The sequence below is a fragment of the Methanococcus voltae PS genome, assembly GCF_024807035.1.
In the GTDB taxonomy this organism is placed as follows: Archaea; AGJL01; Methanococci; order Methanococcales; family Methanococcaceae; genus Methanococcus; species Methanococcus voltae.
In genome coordinates this window covers 238,295-259,241 of sequence record NZ_JANUCQ010000003.1, presented here as the reverse complement: position 1 = coordinate 259,241, position 20,947 = coordinate 238,295, and the positions used below count along the sequence as shown (strand labels likewise).

Here is a 20,947-nt window from a genome sequence, read left to right as displayed (position 1 = left end):
TTATATTTAATAAATTAATAATATAATTTAATATATTTTGATAGGAATTATAAACCAGCTTGTTTTAATCCTAAAGCTTTTAATTCTACTTCATTAAGACCTATTCCTCTTAATCTATCCCTATTTCCTCTTAAACTTTCAATAGAGTTTATACCTGCAGCACCAAGTAATTCTTTAATTTCATGAGTCCAAGCACCAATTAAATTTGAAACTCTATCTGCAGCTTCTTCAATTTCTAATCTTTCAACTAAATCAGCTCTTTGAGTTGCAATACCCCAACAGCATTTTCCACCGTAGCATCTACCGCAAACTGTACAACCCATAGCTATCATTGCAGCTGTACCAATATATACCGCGTCAGCACCTAGGGCAATAGACTTAAATACATCAGCAGAGTTCCTAATACCTCCACTTGCGATAATACTTACTTTATTTCTGTTTCCTTGTTCCCTTAGTCTGTCATCGACTGCAGAAATAGCTACTTCGATAGGAATACCTACGTTATCACGGAATACTTTAGGTGCAGCACCAGTTCCACCTTTGAATCCATCAATTACAACTGCATCCGCATCGGAAGTTGCAATACCATTTGCAATAGCTGCTACATTATGTACTGCAGATATTTTAACAAATACTGGTAATTTCCATCTAGTAGCTTCTTTTAAACTTCTTACAAGTTGTGCTAAGTCTTCAATTGAATAAATATCGTGATGAGGTGCAGGTGATATTGCATCTGAACCCTCTGGAATCATTCTAGTCATTGAAACTTCAGCTGAAACTTTTTCACCTGGCAAATGTCCACCAATACCTGGTTTTGCACCTTGACCTATTTTAATTTCAATTGCAGCTCCTTTTGAAAGATATTCACTATTAACTCCAAATCTACCACTAGCAACTTGAGTGATTATATTATCGGAATATTCGTATAAATCCCTATGGAGTCCACCTTCTCCAGTTCCCATAAATGTTCCACATCTTTTTACAGCTTTTGCCATAGCTTTATGGGAATTTAGTGAAATAGCACCATATGACATATGTCCTATCATTATAGGGGTATCTAATTTTAAATTAGGAGCTATTTTAGTTTTTAATTTTGATTTTTTAACTTTTTTACCATCAATTTCTTCTTCAATATATTCAAATTCTAATTTTTCAGGTTTTGAACCAATATATGTTCTTAATTCCATAGGTTCTCTTAATGGGTCTATTGATGGATTTGTAACCTGACAAGCATCCAATACTATATTATCATAGTATATCGGATAGTCTTTTGCATTGCCCATACCGCTTAATAAAATACAACCTGAATTAGCCTGGTTTAATACATCCTGTCTTGCTTCGGGGGTCCATACAGGATGTTTTCTACCTTGTGAAGGATTTTCAATAATTGTAATTGCATCTCTAGGGCACATTGATGCACATCTAAAGCATGAACCACATCTATTGTCGTAAGTTATGATTTTATCTTTTGATTTCCTGATAGCGTCCCAAGCACATTCTTTTGCACATCTACCACACAATATACATTTGTCATGGTCAATTGTAATTTTATATTTTGGTGGAACAGTTGATGGAATCATTGTTTCACTCCCTTAAATTTTTTATTTTTATTTTTACTTTAAAGTTTAATTTAAGTTTTAATTTTATTTTTTCGATTTCTATGATTATTTTAAAATTATTCTTCAAATCTTGCGATAGTCATCTTACCTGCATCTGGCATCCATACTCTATCTAATTCTGGACATATTAATCTAATTGCAGCTTCTTCACTAGATATAAATAGTAAATCGTCCTTTTCTGCAGCTACGAGTGGTCTTAACTTAATTCTATCTGTAAATCCTAACATATCGTTTTTATTGTCTACTTCGCCGTTTGAGAAGACTAAACCTTGATTTGTACCTATTACAATTGCAAATGGTCCGTTCATTGCAGCCCCTGCATAGGTCATTCTAATTGCTTCGCATATTTTCCTTTTTTCATCGTCCATATTATCTATATCTTTCCAAAATCTTGGAGCTAATGCACCTATCACATATTCTATTGGTAATTTGTGCTTTCTAGATAATAAATCGAATAAATATGCTACAACTTCGGTATCTGTTAATAAATTACACTCATATCCAAAGCTTTCTACATACCTTTTGTTTGTTCCGTAGCTTGTAATTTCTCCGTTGTGCACTACAGACCAACCCAATAAGTTGAATGGGTGAGCTCCTCCCCACCAACCTTTAGTATTTGTAGGGTATCTAGCATGTGATAACCACATGTAGCCTTCATAAGTGTCTAATTTGAAGTATTTAGCTACTTCATCTGGCCAAGCAGCAGCTTTAAATACGCCTAAGTTTTTACCGCTAGAGAATATAAACGCTCCATCAATCTTGGAGTTAATTTCAATTACCATTTCAACAATCTTATCTTCTTCGATTTCAGCATATTTTTCATCCATTTCGTAGAAGAATCTCCAAGAAATATGTTCTTTTTTGATAACTGAGTCGTCTACAGGTATCTCTTCATCTTTTACAATAATCCCATATCTCTGTAGTATTTCTTCAACTTTGGACTTTATTTGTGGGAAATCTACAGTATTGTCTATAAATACGTGGATTGCATATTTGTCAGCATATTCTGGGTATATTCCGTATCCTACATAACCAGAACCTTCGCCATTGCCTCTGTCCCTTAAACTATCCAAAGCTTTGGCAATTTTATCTCCTTTAATTAATCTACCTTTTTTACTCATAAAACCTATAATTCCACACATAAAAATCCTCCTTTTTTGGGTTATAGTAGTATGGATAATCTAATTTATATACATTATCAAATATGGAAATCTATAAATCTATTGATTTATAGATTTAAAATTTTGAAATGTTAGATTAAAGTTTAAAAAATTTATAAATTTAAAATTTTGTGATTTTTGATATTCGTCATGTATGTTATTATCATTATTATTAATTATATATGGTATTAAGTATAATGGATATTCAAATATATATAATAAATCCCTATTCTTTTAATGTTTTTGATTTAAGTTTTAAAAAATATATTAATATATTGAAAAAATTAGTATATAGGTATAATTAAATGTATTTTATAACATATTCATCCATTTATGGATTTGAGGTGTAAACATTACATCTACATACTTACCACAAAGCTCCATGATTTCGAATATCTTCTTTTGAGCAGGTGGTTTTATATTTAATCCTTCAATTGGTGTTATTGGTTGTATACACAGGGTTATATTACCTATTTTTGAAATATCTCTTGCAATTTTTTCGATTAATTCATTTGACGTATCTTCAAATATTACTACTTTTGCATAGACCTCAGTACCGTTTTTATAAAGATTTGCAATCGTTTCAAGCTCTTTATTATATAATTCTTCCCATTCTATAACTTTATTTGTTTTATCAAAATGTTCTGGTAATTTAATATCAATTGACGCATAATCGTAGTAATCTGCATCTTTTACAGCTTCGGGAAACATACCGTTACTTTCTAAAAATGTTTTATATCCTTTTTCACGTAATTCTTTAGCATATTTTTGAATATATTTAGAATAAACTAAAGGTTCTCCTCCGGTAAAGGATACCGCGAATAAGTCTGGAGTTTTTATTTTTTCAATGTTTTCAACCAATTTTTCGGCTAAATCAGGGATTTCTTCAATAATTCCTGACCCTGAGATATATTCAAACTGTGGAACTCCTTTACTAGTATTTGGTTCGTCGCAATATATGCAATTTAAAGGGCATTTCTTAAACCTTATAAATATAAATCGTTTTCCGATGTATTTTCCTTCGCCCATTATTGATGAAAAAACTTCTCTTATCATTACTATCACCTATGTTTGAATATAGATATATTAAGTTTACACATGTAATTTGTTAATTAATAGATATATTGATTATATATTTAATTTTAAACTGTAATTTGCCTTTTTTTTATAAACCTTTAATTTTAAAAGGAGCGGCTTTTAAAAAATTTAAGTTAATATATTTTACTACTTTAATTTCATACAACTATCTATATATACTATAAAGTCTATGAATTATTATTAAATCATCATGCAGTATGAAATATATATAAATGCCAAATATAGGTAAATACAATCTATAATGATTCATGATTTATAGCATTACTTCAAATACCTAGTTGCATGGTGTAAAGGTGAAAAAATGAACAGTGACAGTAAAATAATACCTGTTAAACAGGGAGAACAATACAACGTAACAATTGAAGACATGGGTAAAAGCGGAGACGGTATCGCAAGAATTGATGGATTCGTAATCTTTGTTCCTGAAGCACAAAAAGGAGAAGAAGTAGCTATCAAAGTTACTGCTATCAAAGAAAAATTCGCTTTTGCTGAAAAAATTTAATTTTTTCATCTATGAAGTGTGTTATAATTCAAATTACATATTAAATATGAATAAGATATTGCATTAATAACTATACTATTCATAAATAATTGTGGTAATGTTGGGCATAACATTCTTCAATATTTAATTTTTAAACTATTTTGAACTTGCTTATCGAAGTAATGTTATTCATACTCTGTAATTAATTGTAAATAAAAGATATTGACAATATGTTATATTGCATGAAGTTGTAAAAAATAATATAAAAAGATTTATATTTAAAATAACTTTAAATAATACTTTAAAATTATATTATAATATTAAATAAATTATTAATTTTAATTTTAATAGATTTTGTACCGTATATCGTAATTTAATCTTCGTTAATGGCTCGTACATCTTTTTTTGAGTTTCTAATTTTTTCATATATCTTTGGCTCTTGATAGTGTTCAACATGAGCTACATAGGGACAATCTTTGGGTAATGCTTTTACTAAAATAGCTTCCATCATGGATAAACAGCCTTTTTCAGTATGGAAACGTTCTTTGTATATATTGCATCTTTTAGTATCCAAATTTAAATGTTTGCAGTATACTACGTTCATTTTTTCGCCTTCGTAATCTTCATAGGCGTGTACAATACAACATCTCCCGCACTGTTTACAAATTTCATCTGGAAAAATAGTTTCGCTTATGTTTATTGAATGATTTTTATCGTAATTTATAGAACTTCTTTTTAAAATTTTTGAATTATTCAATTTTTCACCTGAGTTAATAATACTTTAAATAGCATTATATTATTATAGTTTATTAGCCGGGGTAAAAAAGATAATTATGAAACTAATGCGTGATATGAGCTTTAAAATTAAAAATTTTAAAAAATTACGCATTACAACATCAAAAAAATATTATTAAATTAAATTTTGAAATTTAAAAAGTATAATATGTATGATATTGTTTTAATAATTAATTTTCGCAATATCTTAAGATTTTAGCTACTAATTAATTATTATATGGCAATTATCTTATTTTTTAAGACCTTCAAATATTGCAGCTTGAAGACCGTGGAATTTAACCATACCTACAATTTCATTCTGGTCCATTTCTTTATTTTCAAATGAAACCATTTCTTCATTGTAAAGAGCATCAGGACTGTTTCTTCCTACAATTCTTAATGAACCTTTGTATAATTTAACTTTTACAATACCGTTCATTCTTTCCTGTGTTTTATCAATGAAAGCATCCAAATCTGCTTTTAAAGGTTCATGCCAGAGTCCTCTGTATATTAAATCTGCATACATGAAATCTACTGTTTCTTTAAATTTGATTTCTTCACGGGTTAATACAATTTGTTCAAGAGCTTTGTGAGCATTTATGAGTAAGAAAGCACCAGGGCATTCATAGTTTTCTCTTGATTTTAAACCTAAAATTCTGTCTTCTATGATGTCTACTCTACCAACTGCGTTTCTACCTGCAATCTCATTTGCTTTTCTTATTAATTCAACAGGTTCCATTTCTTCATCGTTTATTTTAACAGGAACGCCTTCTTTAAATTCGATTGTAACTAATTCCTCTTCATCTTTAGCTAATTTTGGAGTTGTGGTCCAAGCGAAGCATTCTTCAGGAGTTTCGTACATTGGGTCTTCGAGTACTCCACCTTCTATACTTCTACCCCATAAGTTTTCATCGATACTGAAAGGTTTTTCAAGGTCTACTGGTACAGGTATACCCTTTTCCATTGCATATTCAATTTCTTCAGTTCTAGTTAAGTTTAAATCTCTTATTGGTGCTACAATTTCTATTGAAGGGGATTTAGCTCTCATAATTGATTCAAATCTAAATTGGTCGTTTCCTTTTCCAGTACAGCCGTGTGAAATTGCTGACGCATTTAATTTTTCTGCTAGTTCTGCAATTTTAACAGCTATAAGTGGTCTTGCTAAAGCGGTTGATAATGGGTAGCCTTCATACAAAGCGTTAGCCTTGATAGCTCTGAATATATAATCTTTTGCAAATTCTTCTTTAGCATCAATAGTGTAATGCTCTAAAACACCGAATTTTTTAGCTTTTTCTTCTGGTTCAACTAAATCTTCAGCAGGTTGTCCTACATCAACAGCAACTGAAACCACGCTGTAATCATATTTGTCTTCCAATAATTTTAAACAGCAACTTGTATCTAATCCACCAGAGTATGCCAATACTGCGATTTTTTTGTTTTCTTTTTCCATATAATCACCAATATTTGTCTAGTTTAAATAATTTCATATGATTTAATTTTATAACTAATATAATTATATTAATTTATTTACTATTCCATTAGTTTATTATGTATTTATATCTTTCATTTTCGTATATTTTTTAGTTTATCTTATTTTATTTTTTTATCTTATTTCATTATTTTTCTTAAATTTTTAAATTTTTAATCTGTTGTACATTATTTTTGCAACTGCATAACTTGGGGTGGCCAAACTTACATCTTTATCGTATAATTCCGTAATTGATTTGATGTTATAGTTGGATTCTAAAGCATCGGTTAATATTTTTTCTCCAAGTCCTGTAATAATAACATTTTTTAATCCATATTTTGAAGAAACTGTTGATACATTATTATCTATTAATTTTTTCCATGCCTCATAGTATTCTTTTGCAATTTCTATGGCTTCTTCTTTAGATATTTGATTTAAATCAGTACATAATACTTTTGATATTCTAATTAAGCTATCTTCTAAACTAGTGGATTTACCGTCTGCAGTTTCGCAGGTGTAGTCACTTTCAGATATTTTACCCATAATAATGGATACATCACCAGTAATTGCAAAGTATTCCGAAGATACATTTGATAAAGTACCTCTAAAATTAATTTGATTAGTTAAAAAGGATAGGGGGGTTCTTAACGTTCCGATATACAGTAATTCGTTGTTCATCAATCTTTCTAAGTCATTATCATTTGCCAAAACTTTGCCATTTTTTATGGGTATTATATCTGTAGTTGTAGACCCCATATCTACAAATATGCAATTTTCATCAATTTCTTTTATTAATTCAGCTGTAGCTCTCCAATTGGATGCGGAAACCCGCATATGATTGTTTTTAGCTTCTTCAACACTTATAAAATTCCCTTCGGTATCAAATACTTCAATGTTTTCAACAGGTATTTTATCAGAATAAGCTTCTAAAACTGCATCTAGTATTGCAACAACTCCTTCTTCTTTTGTAGCGTAGGAGTCTGCAAGTTCGGCAGTCATAACCAATGCTACCTTAAAATCAGATTCTGGGCAATTATTTTTGAGAACTTCGGTTAACCTATGGTTTTCTTTCCACATTGGCAAATACACATGTTTTATATTGTGTTTGCCCTTTTCATCAATTTCTGTTATTTTGGTATTTGCTCCGCCAATATCTACGCCAATAATCTTCATAAAAATCCCTCTTTAATCTTCAATAGAATATATTTACAAAATATGATTATGATTATATTATAATATGCTATTAATTATTTTAAATATTGTGATAATTAGTAGACTAATATATTTATGAAATATATAAAACATTATATAATTTAAAAGATATATCAAATGTTTAATTAAAATTTTATCTCATAACTTATGATAAAAACATAAATTTATAAGATTATATAATAATTATTAAATTCTTTAAATTATATTAAGATTAAGATATTATGAAATCAGTACCTCAAACCCAAAATTTAGATTCCAAAAATGATTCAAAGGATAGAAATTCCTTATTTAGTGAAATATCTAATTTATATAGTGAATACTATAAATATGCGATAAAACGAAAATGGCTAGAAATACCAACGGATTTACCTCATAGAGAAATAGGTTTTGGTATAACAAAAAAAGTAGATAATCGTAACATATGTTTTGAGAACAATATCGATTATTTAAAATGGGTGCTTAAAAACTCTCCACTTCATTTGTATAAGTCGCTATCGTATATGGAACACCCTGAAAATATGGGTGGTGCTAATCAAAAGAAATTGTTTAGGCGAGAAATAGCATTTGATATTGATACCCATAAAACTGAGAAATGTAAACACGAAGAAAATTGGCTATGTGAACATTGCCTAGAAGAAGCAAAAAATCAAACTTTGATTTTGATTGATGAATATTTAATTCCATTTTTTGGATTTTCTAAAAATGATTTAAAAATAGTTTTTTCAGGTAATAGGGGATATCACATATATATTGACCCAAAAAATGAACAAATAAAAGAAGAAATTGAACACTGGGGTAAAAATGAGCGTAGATATTTTATAGAATTCATATTGGGTAAAAATTTAAGTTTAAATCATATGGGAAGTGCTTGGAAGACAATTTTAACAAATCAGTTTAAAAAGAATAAATTTCCGATTAAATCATTTAAAAACTCTAATAATTGGGACAAGGAACTTAATAAATCCACCAGGGAAAAATCAAAACCTTTACTATTGGATATAATAAATAAAACTAAAAATAGATTGGAACTAGATGAAAAAGTAATGGATGATGATATTAGACTTTTAAGAACCGTTGGTTCATTACATGGTTTCACTGGGTTCATGGTTAAAGAAATAAAGTATGATACATTATCAAATGGTTTTTTTGAACCATTATCTGACGCAGTATTTTCAGAATTTTCTAAAACTTATTATGATATACGAATAAATACTGCTATTGACGAAGTTACTATTAAAAATGAGCAATATACTAAAGAGAGTAAAGAAGTTCCGGCTAGTCTATTATTGTTTTTATATGGACACGGAGTAAATTTTGAAATTTTGAAAAAACACTAATTTAATTTTTTAATTTCCATAATTATTATATTTATTTTTATAGTTATTTTTTAAAATAATATCTTTATCAATATGCCATATATTTATAAATTTAAATTTATAAATATATATTTCTAAAATAAAAAGTAGCCCGGCGCGGATTCGAACCGCGGTCTCAGGTTCCAAAGACCCGAATGATTGGCCTCTACACTACCGGGCTATACTGCATTAATGAAGTTTTGATATTTTTAACTAACTTCATAATAGGAAAGGTATTTATAATATATAAATGTTTCTATAGGCTATTCATCGAAAACTATATATAGTTAAAATGGCTTATTGAAGTAAGATGTTAATGCCTCAGTGGCTCAGCCTGGTAGAGCGCCTGCTTGGTAAGCAGGAGGCCGCGGGTTCAAACCCCGCCTGAGGCTTTTTTTAATATACTACGAAAGAATTTATTAATTTAAATATATTGATACTATTTTCAAATATGTTATTTTACTGAAGATTAAAAATTAAAATAAAAAAATTTAAGAAAATATTACTATATGATTATTTAGAAAATTTCCAATAATCTTTTAAATTGTTAATTCCATTACTTTTTAGAAATTTTTTATCAAATTCATTCAATGGGTATTTTTTAAATGGTGGTATGGAACTTCCGGTTTTTGAGTATATATGCCCATTTTTAGCTTTTGCTGCTAGATATTTGCCCGCATCTTCTCTGACAATTATGTTACCATCTTTCATATCTGAGCCTGTAAAATCCGCTGTTTTCCCATTTATAATAACCGTACCACCCCTTAATACTGCACCAGTATTTTTACCTGCATCTCCATTAATGATAACTTTACCTTTTTTCATTAAAATACCTGTACTTAAATCCACATTGCCTTCAACAGTTACGATGTAATCTTCATCAAGTCTAGCTCCCACCGTATCTCTAATTATATTATCGGAAATTATTAAATTTTCAGATATTATCCTATTGGGCTTTAATATCTTGTAACCTTTGGAATTTCCATTTTTTAAGAAATCAGTAATCGATACGAACTTTTTATAATCTTTAATATCGCTTTCAATTTCTATTATATTACCCACTGGTTCTTTAATTTTATATTTTTTACTCTGATAGATTACGCCAGAAACCATGCTTATTCCACATCTTGTGTCGATATCCCCATTTATAATAACCGTACCTGAATTAACGATGTCTCCAGAGCCTCCAAAATACTTTAAATCAGCACCTAGTGAACTACAAAATCTTTTCCCAACATTTCCCTCAATAATTATAACATTTTTTGGGTTTTTTATAAATTCAACTAATTTTTTGTATGATATTTTAGAGTTTGGCATTATCTCATGATTCTCATCAAAATTACTTTGCCATTTAAAATTGTATGTATAATCTAATAGGCAATTTAATGGTTCAGATAGTTTAATGGTGAGTATATTATCGCTTTTGATGTTTTTCAGGTAATTTTCAATAGTTTTTTTTGATTTTAAAAAGCTAAACATAATATCCCCATAATATGATTTATTATAGTCAACATAGTCCATATTATTTTTATATTCTTTACACCATATACCCTTTTTGATATGGTTTTGAAACATATGTATGTACATGTAAATTATTTGAACTATTTTTGTGAAATTTTGCAAAATAGAATTATTTTATATCATTTAGATATTACTTTTAAACAGCCACATTTGCGTTCGTATATCATACTAATAATTAATACCTTTGAGAAGTTAAACAAATTTATTTAAAAAAATTAATGACGTACATTAATAACTTTGATATGGTTTTAAACAATGTAAAAAAAGAATAAAAAATTAAGTAAATTAAAAAATAAAACATAAAATAAAACATAAAATATAATCTATAAAAAATAACCGGGAATAAATTTATTTTTTAAATTAAAAATATATTATCTTCCCAATTCTGAATGCGCTTTTGCCAAATGTCCTGCTGCTAACGCACCAACTAGTGATAATTCACCGGCTAAAACTGTTGAAGCAACTATTTCTGCAAATTTTTTACTGTTTCCATTACCTGCGCATCCCAATATTTTTAAGCATTCCTGCTGAGTTTCAACTCTAGTGCCCCCACCAATGGTTGCTATTGGTACATCGGGCAATGTAACTGAGAAATATAATCCATCGTCTTGACATTCCGCAGTAGTTATTCCCATACTACCCTCTACAACGTGTGCAGCATCTTGACCTGTGGCTAAAAATAAAGCACCTATTATATTAGCAAAATGGGCATTAAATCCTAAAGAATTTACAATTGCAGAGCCTATTAAATTTTTATTGGTGTTTACATATTCAATAGCTTTTGATGTAGTTTTTAAGTATTTATTTACCATTTCTTCAGTTAAAAATACTTCTGCCACTATACTTTTACCCCTACCTTCTATTAAATTAATTGCTGATGGTTTTTTATCTACGCATACATTACCACTCAATGCAACAGTACTTATTTTAATTCCTAATTTTGCCATTTCTTCTTCTAAAAGATTGCATACTCTTTCAGTAGCTATTGTAACCATATTCATACCCATTGCATCGCCTGTAGTGAAGCAGAATCTAGGATAAACATTTTTTCCAACGATTATGACTGGCGATACATCTATTAATTTACCATGTCTAGTTGTGCTTTCTGCAACTTCTTTTATTTTATCGAAGTTTTCTTCAATCCAATTTTTTAGTTTTAAAGCGTCAGAGACTGATTTTGTAGCGATAATTGGTGCCCGGGTCATTTTATCCCCAATTACTCTAACTGTCGAGCCCCCACATTTTGATATAATACTACAACCTCTATTTATGGAAGCAACTAAGGCACCTTCAGTCGTAGCTAAAGGTATTTGAAATTCGCCTTCTGCATATTCTCCATTAACAATTAAAGGACCTGCAAAACCAAGAGGCACTTGTATTGCACCTATCATATTTTCAATGTTCTTTTGCATAGCAGGTTTTTCATCAATCGTATATTGACCGATATGTTCTGTTTTTACATTGGACAACTTTTCAAGATATATTCTCCTAACTACAACCGCATTCTTTTCGCCAATTAACTTATCCAACTGATAAACTTTTAATTCTTTTTTAATTAATTTTTCAACTACTTCTTCAATTTCTTTAGAATTTAATTCTTCGAATTTATCGTTTTTATTTTTAATTTCATTACTGTTCATTTTTCCACCAGATGGAGTTAATAAGCTTATCTTTTGAAGTATTGCAGGAATAATTTACATAATCGTGAGAAATTTTTTTAGTAAGCGATTTTGAGAAATTTTTAAATATTTCTTCAGCTTTTTGAGGGTTATTTTTTACTAATTTTATAGCCTTATTTACTTCTTTAACTCTAATTTCTTCCAAATAATTATTTAAATCTTTTAATATTTCTTCTATATCTAATTTTTCAAGGTTTTTAAGTAGTACCTCATACTCTTGAGTTATAATATTATGTACTTTTGGCATTTCTTCCATTCTTTTCTTTAAATTGGTATCTGAAACTTCTCTTAAATTATCAATTGTATACAATGTTATACTTTCAAGCTCTGAAACACTTTCTTCTACATCTCGAGGGTTCGCTATATCCACTATAATCTTTGCACCTAATGACCCAGAATTTTGAATATCTTCTAAATCTTTTTTATGTAATATTGTATGTGGAGATGCAGTAGCACATATAATCACATCGCTGTAATTTATTGCTTCCTTTAATTTATCAAAATTAATTGCAATACCTTTTAATTCCTTTGCAAGTCTTTCTGCACGTTCATATGTACGATTTGATATTATAACTGCTTTTATATTTTTTTCAGCTAGTGTTTTAGCAACTAATGTTCCCATTTCACCAGCTCCAATTAATAAAATATTCTTGTTTTCCAATCCAAAGTTTTTTTCTACTAATTCTAACGCTGCACTACCTATGGATACACTACCCTCATTTATCTTAGTTTCCGCTCTGACTCTTTGTCCAACATGGATTCCTTTTAAAAAAACTAGTTCTAAGTATTTGGTACATTTTCCTTTTTCTTTTGAACTTTGTAAGCTTTTTTTAATCTGCCCTAGAATTTGGTCTTCCCCTACGACCATTGATTCGATACCACATGCCACATTTAGAAAATGGATAATTGATTCTTTTCCTCGAATAATTTCAAAATTTTTGAATTCTTCTATTAATTTGGCTATATATTGGTCATTGTTTAAGCCTTTTTTACATTCTTTCATATATTGGTATTGTAGGTCATCAAAATAGATTTCTATCCTATTGCAGGTTTGAACCAACACACAATGTTTATGTTTTTTATAAAATTCCTCTTCATCCTGTCTTAATTTTTCCAATTCATCAATAGAAAAAGATTTATGGTCTGCTTTAAACAATAACATACATACACCTAGTACTTTTATAAAAATGAAATATGATTATATTATTTTTTAATTATTTATTTTTATTTTTAGAATATTCGGTTATTAGATTTAAAATCTTTCTTTTAAAATTTTCATCGTTAAATGCTAATTCTAATATTTCTTTCCTATCAGATTGATTTTTAAAAATATTAGTATCACATAATGCTCCATTTTGATTTTCCTTTTTATTTTTCCCATTATTTTTTAACAATTCTCTAACTTTTTCCTGAATTTCAATTTCTAATTCATTATCATTTAAATAATTTTGAACTAATTTTCTAATTTCTCGAGCAACTAAAGGACTTTTACCGCCTGTATATATGGAAAAACAAATATCGTCCTTTTTATAATATGCAGGAATAATAAAATTTATTTCTGATTCAAAAGTGGATGATGAAATCATTTTTTTTAGATTTTTTGAAATTTTTACAATTCTTTCGTTATTTTTTTTATCTATCGAAGTTATAATTATGTCATATTTTTTTATTAAAGCTTCTAACTCTTGATTTGTTAGTTTATTGATATCACAATTTTTGTATGTTATATCCTTATATGTATAATCTTTTGATATTTCGACGTTTTCAAGAGAGTAAACATCAATTTTTGCACTACTTTCTATTAGTTTAGATATTCTTCGTTTTGAAACGTCCCCGTATCCAAAAACCGCTACTTTAAAGTCTTTTAAATCTAAAAAAAATGGTATCATACTATCTATCTTTTGAGTTTACATTTGTTTTGTTTTATAATATGTAGTTAATACTTTTTAAGTTTTTAGTATTAATTATTTTTGAAATGTTTTTTACAATTAGTTATTATTGGAGCTGATTTCCTATTAAATTATTAAGCTATTTTTTATTTAATTTATTTCTAATTTTAATTTTTATTATTTTTATTCTGCAAATATAGCTGTTCATATAATTTAAGAGTCTCTTCGGCGTTATTTTTCCAAGAATAGTTTTTTGAAAGATTATATCCGTTATTTCCAAATTTTTCCCGTACATTTGGATTTTCAATAAATTTTATCATAATATCTGCTAAGGAATTGATATCATCTGAATCTATAATATACCCATTGTGATTTTGTTTTATCAATTCGGGTATTCCGCCAACTGAGGTACCTATAACGGGTTTTTGACATGCCATAGCCTCTAATAATACAATCCCCATTCCTTCAGATTTGGATGGTAAAACTAAAAAACTGCAATTTTTAATTAATTTAGATACTTCAAGCTGGTCTTTTTGACCCATTATTTCTACATTTTTTAAATTATTCTTTTTTATCATATCTTTAATTTCATTTAGTAGTTTTCCACTACCTACTAATTTATATTTAAAATTGGATTCCTGCCCCATTTTTTTATTTACTAACGTAATGGCTTCAATCAGCGTTTTTATGCCTTTCTGCTCTATAAATGCACCAATAAATAGCCCATAATTTTCATCAGAGATTTTTTCATTGTTAAAAATGTTTAAATTTATTCCATTGTATATTTTTGTGACTTTTGAAACATTATTTTCATTTTGAACTTCTTTTTTTAAGTATTCACTTACACATATTATCTCATTACTATTTTGAATGGCGTATTTGAAAAATGGTTTTCCAACGGGATTTTTTGATAATTTCATAACGTCACTACCGTGTAACGTTAAAATATGGGGTATATTGTACTTTTTACTTAATTTGGCTCCTAAATACCCTTGGGGGAACGCATAATGGCTATGTATTAAATCTATATTGTGGTTTTTTATTACTTTAGAACCTATTTTATATCCTTTTAAGTAATAAGTTGGACCCCTTAATTTTTTGACATGTGGAACATCATGTATAATTATGTTTTCTATATCATTTTGAAATTCTTTTGTTTTATTTTTGTAGTTTAAAATATGAAATTCTATTTCAGACGTGTTTAAATTATTAAAATTAACGCCATAATTATTTTCTTTTATCAATAGATTCATATTTTTTATTAGATTTTCAACATGTATTGATATACCGCCCGGATAGGGGTGATATATCGCAGGAATTAGGACTTTCAAAAAATCACCATCTGGTTAATTTAAGCACAACATGTGTTATTGTATAATTTCATAATAATATGTTATTTTATTATTAAAACATATACAAAATAATTTCTAAATGTACTTAGTTATCGAATAAATGTAAAAATAAATGCTGAAACAAACTTAAAAATAAAATAAGAGTAAGGATTAAAATAGAAATTAAGGTAATTTAAATTTATTTTTAAAATTATAACATGATTATTTTTTATTTTTTATTTTTTAGATGTATTATTCTTCCACTTTATAAATAAATAATGTTTTTGCGTTTCTTTCAACTCTTCTTCAATTCTTTGAGCAACCACATCTACAATATTATGTTTATGAACTCTTTTTTCAAAATCCGCAAAATTTTCAAATGGCTTTTTCTCTCTCTCTTCTAATATTTTCCACATGGCAGTTTTACCCACGCTTGGTAGTATTTGCAATGAATGTAATCTAGGACTTATTGCATCACAAGTATTTAAAAAATCTATAAATCTATTTTCCTGGTTAAAAATTGATTCTTTTATTACGTGAACCAACTCTAATTTGGAGGTTCTTGACAATTCTTCGTATTTTATCATTTTTAACACATGACTTACCTTTTCACGATTATGTTTGCCAATGTATAATTTTTCTGCTAAATCAATATCCACATCATCTTTTAACTCTAATTCCATTAATACAAAGTTTTTCTCACCAAAAGCTTGCACTAATCCCTTTTTTTTATAGTCTGGTCTAGTGTCTTCACAACGTCCATAGGGTAAAAAATCTAGTACATAAGCATAATCCTCAAATTCTCTTCTGTAATTTTTACGGGTTTTTTGCATATTTTGCCCCCATTAAGCAACTCTATGATATTTTTTTACCGTAGTTATGATTAATATTTTAATTTTTAATAAAATAATATATTATTTATCTTTGCCGAAGCATAAAAATGTATTGATTTTAAGAGATTGATTAAAAAATATAAATATAAAATATAAAAAAGATATTAAACCATTATAAAAAGTGTTAAAAAGTGTTAAGTCTCGTAAATTTATATTTGATAATATATTTTAAAATAAATATCGTAAAATAGATTTGTAAATTAATTATTCATATTTATTTAGATTAATTTACAGATTGCGTCTAATATAGCTTCTGAATTTTCAGGAGCATCTTTTTTATAGAATACGGCCTTTAAATCTTCCATATCAACAGGTAGTATGTCTATAACCTTTATAACATCTTTTTCATCTAAACCTAAACTCGTGAGTTCTTCGTATAGCTCTTCAGCTTCTTCTTTTGTCAATACTGAAAATTTGTTTAAATAGTCTAATGCACAGCCATTTTCATATGACATTTCATCAATAACTGCTCTCGCGTTCATAATTTCTGTAGCGTTAGCAATTGTGGTGTATTTTTCAGCCAATAGTTTTTTACCAATCATTCTGTTCACCAAAATTAAAAATTCGTAAATTTAAATCGTTACAATATAATTAAAAAAATAAATGAAATATTTAGATATTTAGTTTAAATATGTAGTTTTAATTAGTTAGATTATGCTTTTGATTCTCTCAAGTGTTGAGGTCTTGCGATGATATCTTTGTATTTTCCACCATCTTTAACTTTAACTAAGTATGAACTACCTCTTTGAGCAACAATTTTTCCAGTTTTACCGTGGAATTTAGGGTGTGGCATACCTTTTTGTACTGAAGGGTCCAATACAACGTGAACGGTTTCTCCCACTTTGTAAACTCTTAAAGCTCTAGTCAATGGGAATAAGCCTCTTTGTCTAGGGTGTTTTTGTAATTTGTATCTTGTTTTGCTTCTAAATCCTTCGCTTTTTTGCATAGTTTCTCCTCGCTGTTTCTATATAAACTTATTTAATCCAAGAATTTAAAATATTGGGTCCATATTGGCGTCATATTCTAAATCTATCCCAAATTAATTTTTAGAATTTTATTTGGGATTTTGATTAATAACGAATTAAACATGAATAGTATGACCATGATTAATATATCTTTTTACATATATATTTTACATATATATATTTATTCCTATACATTCATTAATAATTTACGTTATCATATTTTCTGTGCTATAACGTGTACTAATTATAATTTTTAATATTTATATTTTTTTCAAAAATTTAAAATCTAAGGATGTTTAATAATTTGCAGGATTATTTTCATCATGAACATCCATAACTGTAAGTAGTTTACAGTAACAAGGGACTCCTAAAATTTCAGATATTGAAGGTTTGGTTCTTCCTTCATCTCCGCTTATTAATTCTTTAATATATAATCCCCCATCACAGTAAACAGTCAATTTAAATAATTTGTTATCAATTGGTTCGCACCAAGCTTTATAAACATTTCTAACTCTTACTAAATCTGCACGTCTATGTGATACCCTATGGGGTGTTCTTTGGTCGATTCTTAAATTTTCAAGCTTTTCTGGTAATTCGTTAATGCTTTCTTCTTCAAAATTATAGTTTTCTATTTTTTCTTCAACTATTGATACTAGAGCACAGTAAGTTTTTGTATGGGGTTCGTTTTTGAAGAATCTTACGTCGTTTTTTACACCATATTCTAAATTTGATATCTCTACGCCTTCACTATTATTTACTTCTTCTGTAATTTTATCTAAATCCATTTTTCTAATTTTTGGCTCTTTTATTTCTATAACGAAAGGTCTACCTTTTCCAAGCATTTTCACGTCTATATCTTCACGCCCTGCAGCATGTAGCGCTTCTCCACTACCTTTTGCTATATTCATCACAGGTTCTGCTATTATTTCTTCAACAGATGTGGGGTACTGTTTACCTGTGAAATTACATTTTTCACATCCTCTGCCCCTGCAACTTCTACAGTCCCAATGGCTTTGAGGAATTCCTCTTTTTGTTTTCTTATACCTACCTTTAATAAATATTGGGTTTATCTGCAAGTATATTTTTTGGTTATAAGGGTTTACCATGACTACAATATCAGGGGTTTCCTTATCGACGGGCTTTTTCAACTTATTTGTTAAAATTTTGCCTAATTCCCTACCAAATTCATTTCTTAAACTTTCCATGTTACTTTCGTTAAAGTTAACTTCTAAATCTTTTTCTAATTCTTTCATTCTTTTTGGTAACCTGGTACCTATTAAAAATTTATCAAATTCATATTCTGAAAGAGCTTCTACGATTTTATTGGATATTTCTTCAAGATTTTCGGGATTAAATACATCTTTACACCAAGGACACTTTTGTTCGGGTGTTAATGGAGTATTATCAACGTTTTCCACATCGTCTTTACTTTCTTTTTTATCTTCGTCTTTATTTTTTTCGTTTTTCTGCTCTTCAATTTCATCTTTTAACAATTCTTCGATAATATATTCATTTTTAATTCCATTTAAACCAGTTTTTCTTAGAATTGTCAAATTTTTTTGAATTTCGTATATTTCTTCTTCAATTTTTTTTATTTTTTCTTCATCAGTTTCAGACAATGGAGTTTGAGTGGATGATTCAATAATCATATTTTTTTCTTCAAATAATTCTTTGAGTTTTTTTTCAAAGTTCATTGCAATAACAGTTTTTATTGAAGTTCCTCTATCTTTATTACCCATTCTCATTAATTTGGCGTAAATTCTGCCGTAACATCTATTACATAGATTATATTTTTGTAATATTTTGTTTTCATAGTCCATAATGTCACCAATAAGTAGTCCTGTAAATCATGATAATTAATACGTAATTATATTATAAGTTAGTACGATATACTATAAAATATTATAAAATATTATAAGATATTATACAATATTATAAAATATAACGAGATATTATACTATATTAATTTAGCATATTGTAATACTAAAATAAAAATTGCATAATTAATTTACAAACTTAAATTTGTTGCCTTATAATAACATATAATAACTTTATTAAATTTATTAAACTAACCAGTTAATCAACTAATCAATTAGTCAATTAGTCAATTAATTTAAAATATCTGTGATAAAATGATAGCAAACATCGATTTACACTTACATTCAAAATATTCAATGGGAACCTCTAAATTCATGAGTATAGAAAATATTGTAAAATATGGAAAGTTAAAAGGTTTGGACATAATTGGAACAGGGGACTGTTTAAATCCAAAATGGTTGGATGAGATAAAAAACCATTTAAATGACAATCTGGTATTAACAACCGAAGTAGAGGACAAATTTAGAGTTCATCATTTAATAATCTTGCCTAATTTGGGTCAAACAGCCGAGTTAATAGATTATTTTTCAAAATACTCTAAAAATATAAGTTATGAAGGTAGACCAAATGTTTCGTTGGACGGTAAGCAAATAATGGATATTGTAAAGGATTTGGGTGGTCTAATAGGTCCCGCACACGTTTTTACACCCTGGACTAGTCTTTATAAAACATACGATTCAGTTTATGACTGTTATGGTAAAAAACCAGATTATATTGAATTGGGGTTATCTGCAGATACCGATATGGCAGACATGGTCGAAGAACTACGGGATATACCTTTTTTAAGTAATTCTGACGCACATTCTTTTTATCCTCATAGAATGGGTAGGGAATTTAATCAAATGGAAATTTCTAGTGTTGGAGATGTTGAACATAATTTTGAAGAAATTAAGAATGCGATAAAAAATAATAAAATAGTTGCTAATTATGGTTTAGACCCTAATTTGGGTAAATACCATACAACGGCATGCACTAGATGCTATTTAAGATATGATATTGACGACGCAATTAAATTCAAATTCAAATGTAAAGAATGTGGGGGCACTATTAAGAAAGGAGTACTAGAACGTTCTGGGGAGCTTTCCAAGGACAATAAAGTAATTCATCCTAGTTTTAGACCTCCTTATCATAAAATAATACCTTTGGCTGAAATAATATCGTTTTCAATAGATAAAGGTATAAATACAAAATCTGTTCAAACTTTATATGATAAATACTTGGGTAACTTTAAAAATGAAATTGAAATACTCACAAAATCGGATATACATGAGTTAAAAGCCATACACGAGACTGTAGGGCAAACAATAGAAAAATTTAGAAATAATACCATAAATATATACCCTGGTGGCGGTGGAGAATATGGTTATATATCTAAAAATCCTGTAAAAATCAAAAGATACGAGCAAAAAACCACGCTGGAAAACTGGATGGGTTAATAATATCGTTATTAAAAAAATATTCTTTTAATAATTATTTTTAATTTTTTAAATATGGTTTTAGTTATATTTTTAGTTTTAAATTTAATAATACTTTTCACAACGTTAAAAAATAGAATTTAAAAAGTATGGTAAGTTTAGTATGTCTAAAAATAATTAATAATTAGTAAATTAATTAATAATTACTT

18 protein-coding genes and 2 tRNA genes are annotated in these 20,947 nt (G+C 28.1%); 4 read left to right on the top strand and 16 right to left on the bottom strand.

Annotation, left to right across the window (positions count from 1 at the left end):
* Positions 1-47: 47 nt before the first annotated feature.
* From M2325_RS06890 to M2325_RS06880, 3 genes are all read right to left on the bottom strand, one after another.
* Positions 48-1,580: a glutamate synthase-related protein gene (locus M2325_RS06890; RefSeq protein ID WP_209631816.1), complete on the bottom strand. Its 1,533-nt coding sequence runs from the start codon at positions 1,578-1,580 to the stop codon at positions 48-50.
* A gap of 95 nt (positions 1,581-1,675) precedes the next feature.
* Positions 1,676-2,761, bottom strand: a complete 1,086-nt coding sequence (locus M2325_RS06885; RefSeq protein ID WP_209591372.1) for a class II glutamine amidotransferase — start codon at positions 2,759-2,761, stop codon at positions 1,676-1,678.
* 330 nt (positions 2,762-3,091) lie between these two features.
* Positions 3,092-3,835, bottom strand: coding sequence for a 7-carboxy-7-deazaguanine synthase QueE (locus M2325_RS06880; RefSeq protein WP_259052307.1), 744 nt, complete (start codon positions 3,833-3,835; stop codon positions 3,092-3,094).
* Positions 3,836-4,178: 343 nt separating this feature from the next.
* On the opposite strand from M2325_RS06880, the gene M2325_RS06875 reads away from it, so the two are divergent.
* On the top strand, positions 4,179-4,379 hold the full coding sequence (locus tag M2325_RS06875; protein ID WP_209591370.1) for a TRAM domain-containing RNA chaperone: 201 nt from the start codon (positions 4,179-4,181) through the stop codon (positions 4,377-4,379).
* A 352-nt stretch (positions 4,380-4,731) separates the two neighbouring features.
* Here M2325_RS06875 and M2325_RS06870 read toward each other — a convergent pair whose 3' ends face one another.
* From M2325_RS06870 to mfnF, 3 genes are all read right to left on the bottom strand, one after another.
* Complete coding sequence (locus tag M2325_RS06870) at positions 4,732-5,115, bottom strand: CxxCxxCC domain-containing protein (protein ID WP_209591369.1); 384 nt, start codon at positions 5,113-5,115, stop codon at positions 4,732-4,734.
* Between the two features lie 267 nt (positions 5,116-5,382).
* Positions 5,383-6,582, bottom strand: coding sequence for an argininosuccinate synthase (locus tag M2325_RS06865; RefSeq protein WP_209591368.1), 1,200 nt, complete (start codon positions 6,580-6,582; stop codon positions 5,383-5,385).
* A gap of 183 nt (positions 6,583-6,765) precedes the next feature.
* On the bottom strand, positions 6,766-7,773 hold the full coding sequence (gene mfnF / locus M2325_RS06860; protein ID WP_259052304.1) for a (4-{4-[2-(gamma-L-glutamylamino)ethyl]phenoxymethyl}furan-2-yl)methanamine synthase: 1,008 nt from the start codon (positions 7,771-7,773) through the stop codon (positions 6,766-6,768).
* A gap of 260 nt (positions 7,774-8,033) precedes the next feature.
* On the opposite strand from mfnF, the gene priS reads away from it, so the two are divergent.
* Entirely contained in the window at positions 8,034-9,149 is a 1,116-nt protein-coding gene (gene priS / locus M2325_RS06855; protein WP_259052303.1) for a DNA primase catalytic subunit PriS, read from the top strand.
* Positions 9,150-9,275: 126 nt separating this feature from the next.
* Here priS and M2325_RS06850 read toward each other — a convergent pair.
* Positions 9,276-9,348, bottom strand: a tRNA-Gln gene (locus M2325_RS06850).
* 137 nt (positions 9,349-9,485) lie between these two features.
* Between M2325_RS06850 and M2325_RS06845 the strand changes: the two genes are divergently transcribed.
* A tRNA-Thr gene (locus M2325_RS06845) sits at positions 9,486-9,559 on the top strand.
* Between the two features lie 121 nt (positions 9,560-9,680).
* Here the strand turns inward: M2325_RS06845 and M2325_RS06840 are convergent.
* From M2325_RS06840 to M2325_RS06800, 9 genes are all read right to left on the bottom strand, one after another.
* Complete coding sequence (locus M2325_RS06840; protein WP_374759689.1) at positions 9,681-10,646, bottom strand: hypothetical protein; 966 nt, start codon at positions 10,644-10,646, stop codon at positions 9,681-9,683.
* 413 nt (positions 10,647-11,059) lie between these two features.
* Positions 11,060-12,328 carry a hydroxymethylglutaryl-CoA reductase (NADPH) gene (hmgA, locus tag M2325_RS06835; protein WP_259052299.1) on the bottom strand — a complete coding sequence of 423 codons (1,269 nt, stop codon included), beginning with the start codon at positions 12,326-12,328 and terminating at the stop codon, positions 11,060-11,062.
* Positions 12,318-13,529, bottom strand: a complete 1,212-nt coding sequence (gene hemA, locus M2325_RS06830) for a glutamyl-tRNA reductase (RefSeq protein WP_259052297.1) — start codon at positions 13,527-13,529, stop codon at positions 12,318-12,320. Before hemA ends, hmgA begins: the two co-directional genes overlap by 11 nt.
* A gap of 52 nt (positions 13,530-13,581) precedes the next feature.
* Entirely contained in the window at positions 13,582-14,256 is a 675-nt protein-coding gene (locus M2325_RS06825; RefSeq protein ID WP_209631817.1) for a precorrin-2 dehydrogenase/sirohydrochlorin ferrochelatase family protein, read from the bottom strand.
* 167 nt (positions 14,257-14,423) lie between these two features.
* Positions 14,424-15,587 (bottom strand): glycosyltransferase family 4 protein, encoded by a 1,164-nt coding sequence (locus M2325_RS06820; protein WP_259052294.1) that lies wholly within the window; start codon positions 15,585-15,587, stop codon positions 14,424-14,426.
* Positions 15,588-15,823: 236 nt separating this feature from the next.
* Positions 15,824-16,420: a DUF655 domain-containing protein gene (locus M2325_RS06815; RefSeq protein ID WP_209591362.1), complete on the bottom strand. Its 597-nt coding sequence runs from the start codon at positions 16,418-16,420 to the stop codon at positions 15,824-15,826.
* A gap of 278 nt (positions 16,421-16,698) precedes the next feature.
* Positions 16,699-17,022, bottom strand: coding sequence for an RNA polymerase Rpb4 family protein (locus M2325_RS06810; protein WP_209591361.1), 324 nt, complete (start codon positions 17,020-17,022; stop codon positions 16,699-16,701).
* Positions 17,023-17,132: 110 nt separating this feature from the next.
* Positions 17,133-17,426 (bottom strand): 50S ribosomal protein L21e, encoded by a 294-nt coding sequence (locus M2325_RS06805; protein ID WP_209591360.1) that lies wholly within the window; start codon positions 17,424-17,426, stop codon positions 17,133-17,135.
* Positions 17,427-17,741: 315 nt separating this feature from the next.
* The gene (locus M2325_RS06800; RefSeq protein ID WP_209631818.1) at positions 17,742-19,265 is read right to left on the bottom strand and encodes a tRNA pseudouridine(54/55) synthase Pus10; all 1,524 of its coding nucleotides are present in this window, start codon (positions 19,263-19,265) and stop codon (positions 17,742-17,744) included.
* Between the two features lie 312 nt (positions 19,266-19,577).
* Here M2325_RS06800 and M2325_RS06795 point away from each other — a divergent pair, with 312 nt between their 5' ends.
* Entirely contained in the window at positions 19,578-20,759 is a 1,182-nt protein-coding gene (locus M2325_RS06795) for a TIGR00375 family protein (protein WP_209631819.1), read from the top strand.
* The last annotated feature ends 188 nt before the right edge of the window (positions 20,760-20,947 follow it).

Bases quoted from the DNA above. Each gene is read 5' to 3' on its own strand.
- M2325_RS06890 (WP_209631816.1), bottom strand. From the start codon at position 1,580: ATGATTCCATCAACTGTTCCACCAAAATATAAAATTACAATTGACCAT.
- M2325_RS06885 (WP_209591372.1), bottom strand. From the start codon at position 2,761: ATGTGTGGAATTATAGGTTTTATGAGTAAAAAAGGTAGATTAATTAAA.
- M2325_RS06880 (WP_259052307.1), bottom strand. From the start codon at position 3,835: ATGATAAGAGAAGTTTTTTCATCAATAATGGGCGAAGGAAAATACATC.
- M2325_RS06875 (WP_209591370.1), top strand. From the start codon at position 4,179: ATGAACAGTGACAGTAAAATAATACCTGTTAAACAGGGAGAACAATAC.
- M2325_RS06865 (WP_209591368.1), bottom strand. From the start codon at position 6,582: ATGGAAAAAGAAAACAAAAAAATCGCAGTATTGGCATACTCTGGTGGA.
- mfnF (WP_259052304.1), bottom strand. From the start codon at position 7,773: ATGAAGATTATTGGCGTAGATATTGGCGGAGCAAATACCAAAATAACA.
- priS (WP_259052303.1), top strand. From the start codon at position 8,034: ATGAAATCAGTACCTCAAACCCAAAATTTAGATTCCAAAAATGATTCA.
- M2325_RS06840 (WP_374759689.1), bottom strand. From the start codon at position 10,646: ATGTTTAGCTTTTTAAAATCAAAAAAAACTATTGAAAATTACCTGAAA.
- hmgA (WP_259052299.1), bottom strand. From the start codon at position 12,328: ATGAACAGTAATGAAATTAAAAATAAAAACGATAAATTCGAAGAATTA.
- hemA (WP_259052297.1), bottom strand. From the start codon at position 13,529: ATGTTATTGTTTAAAGCAGACCATAAATCTTTTTCTATTGATGAATTG.
- M2325_RS06825 (WP_209631817.1), bottom strand. From the start codon at position 14,256: ATGATACCATTTTTTTTAGATTTAAAAGACTTTAAAGTAGCGGTTTTT.
- M2325_RS06815 (WP_209591362.1), bottom strand. From the start codon at position 16,420: ATGCAAAAAACCCGTAAAAATTACAGAAGAGAATTTGAGGATTATGCT.
- M2325_RS06810 (WP_209591361.1), bottom strand. From the start codon at position 17,022: ATGATTGGTAAAAAACTATTGGCTGAAAAATACACCACAATTGCTAAC.
- M2325_RS06805 (WP_209591360.1), bottom strand. From the start codon at position 17,426: ATGCAAAAAAGCGAAGGATTTAGAAGCAAAACAAGATACAAATTACAA.
- M2325_RS06800 (WP_209631818.1), bottom strand. From the start codon at position 19,265: ATGGACTATGAAAACAAAATATTACAAAAATATAATCTATGTAATAGA.
- M2325_RS06795 (WP_209631819.1), top strand. From the start codon at position 19,578: ATGATAGCAAACATCGATTTACACTTACATTCAAAATATTCAATGGGA.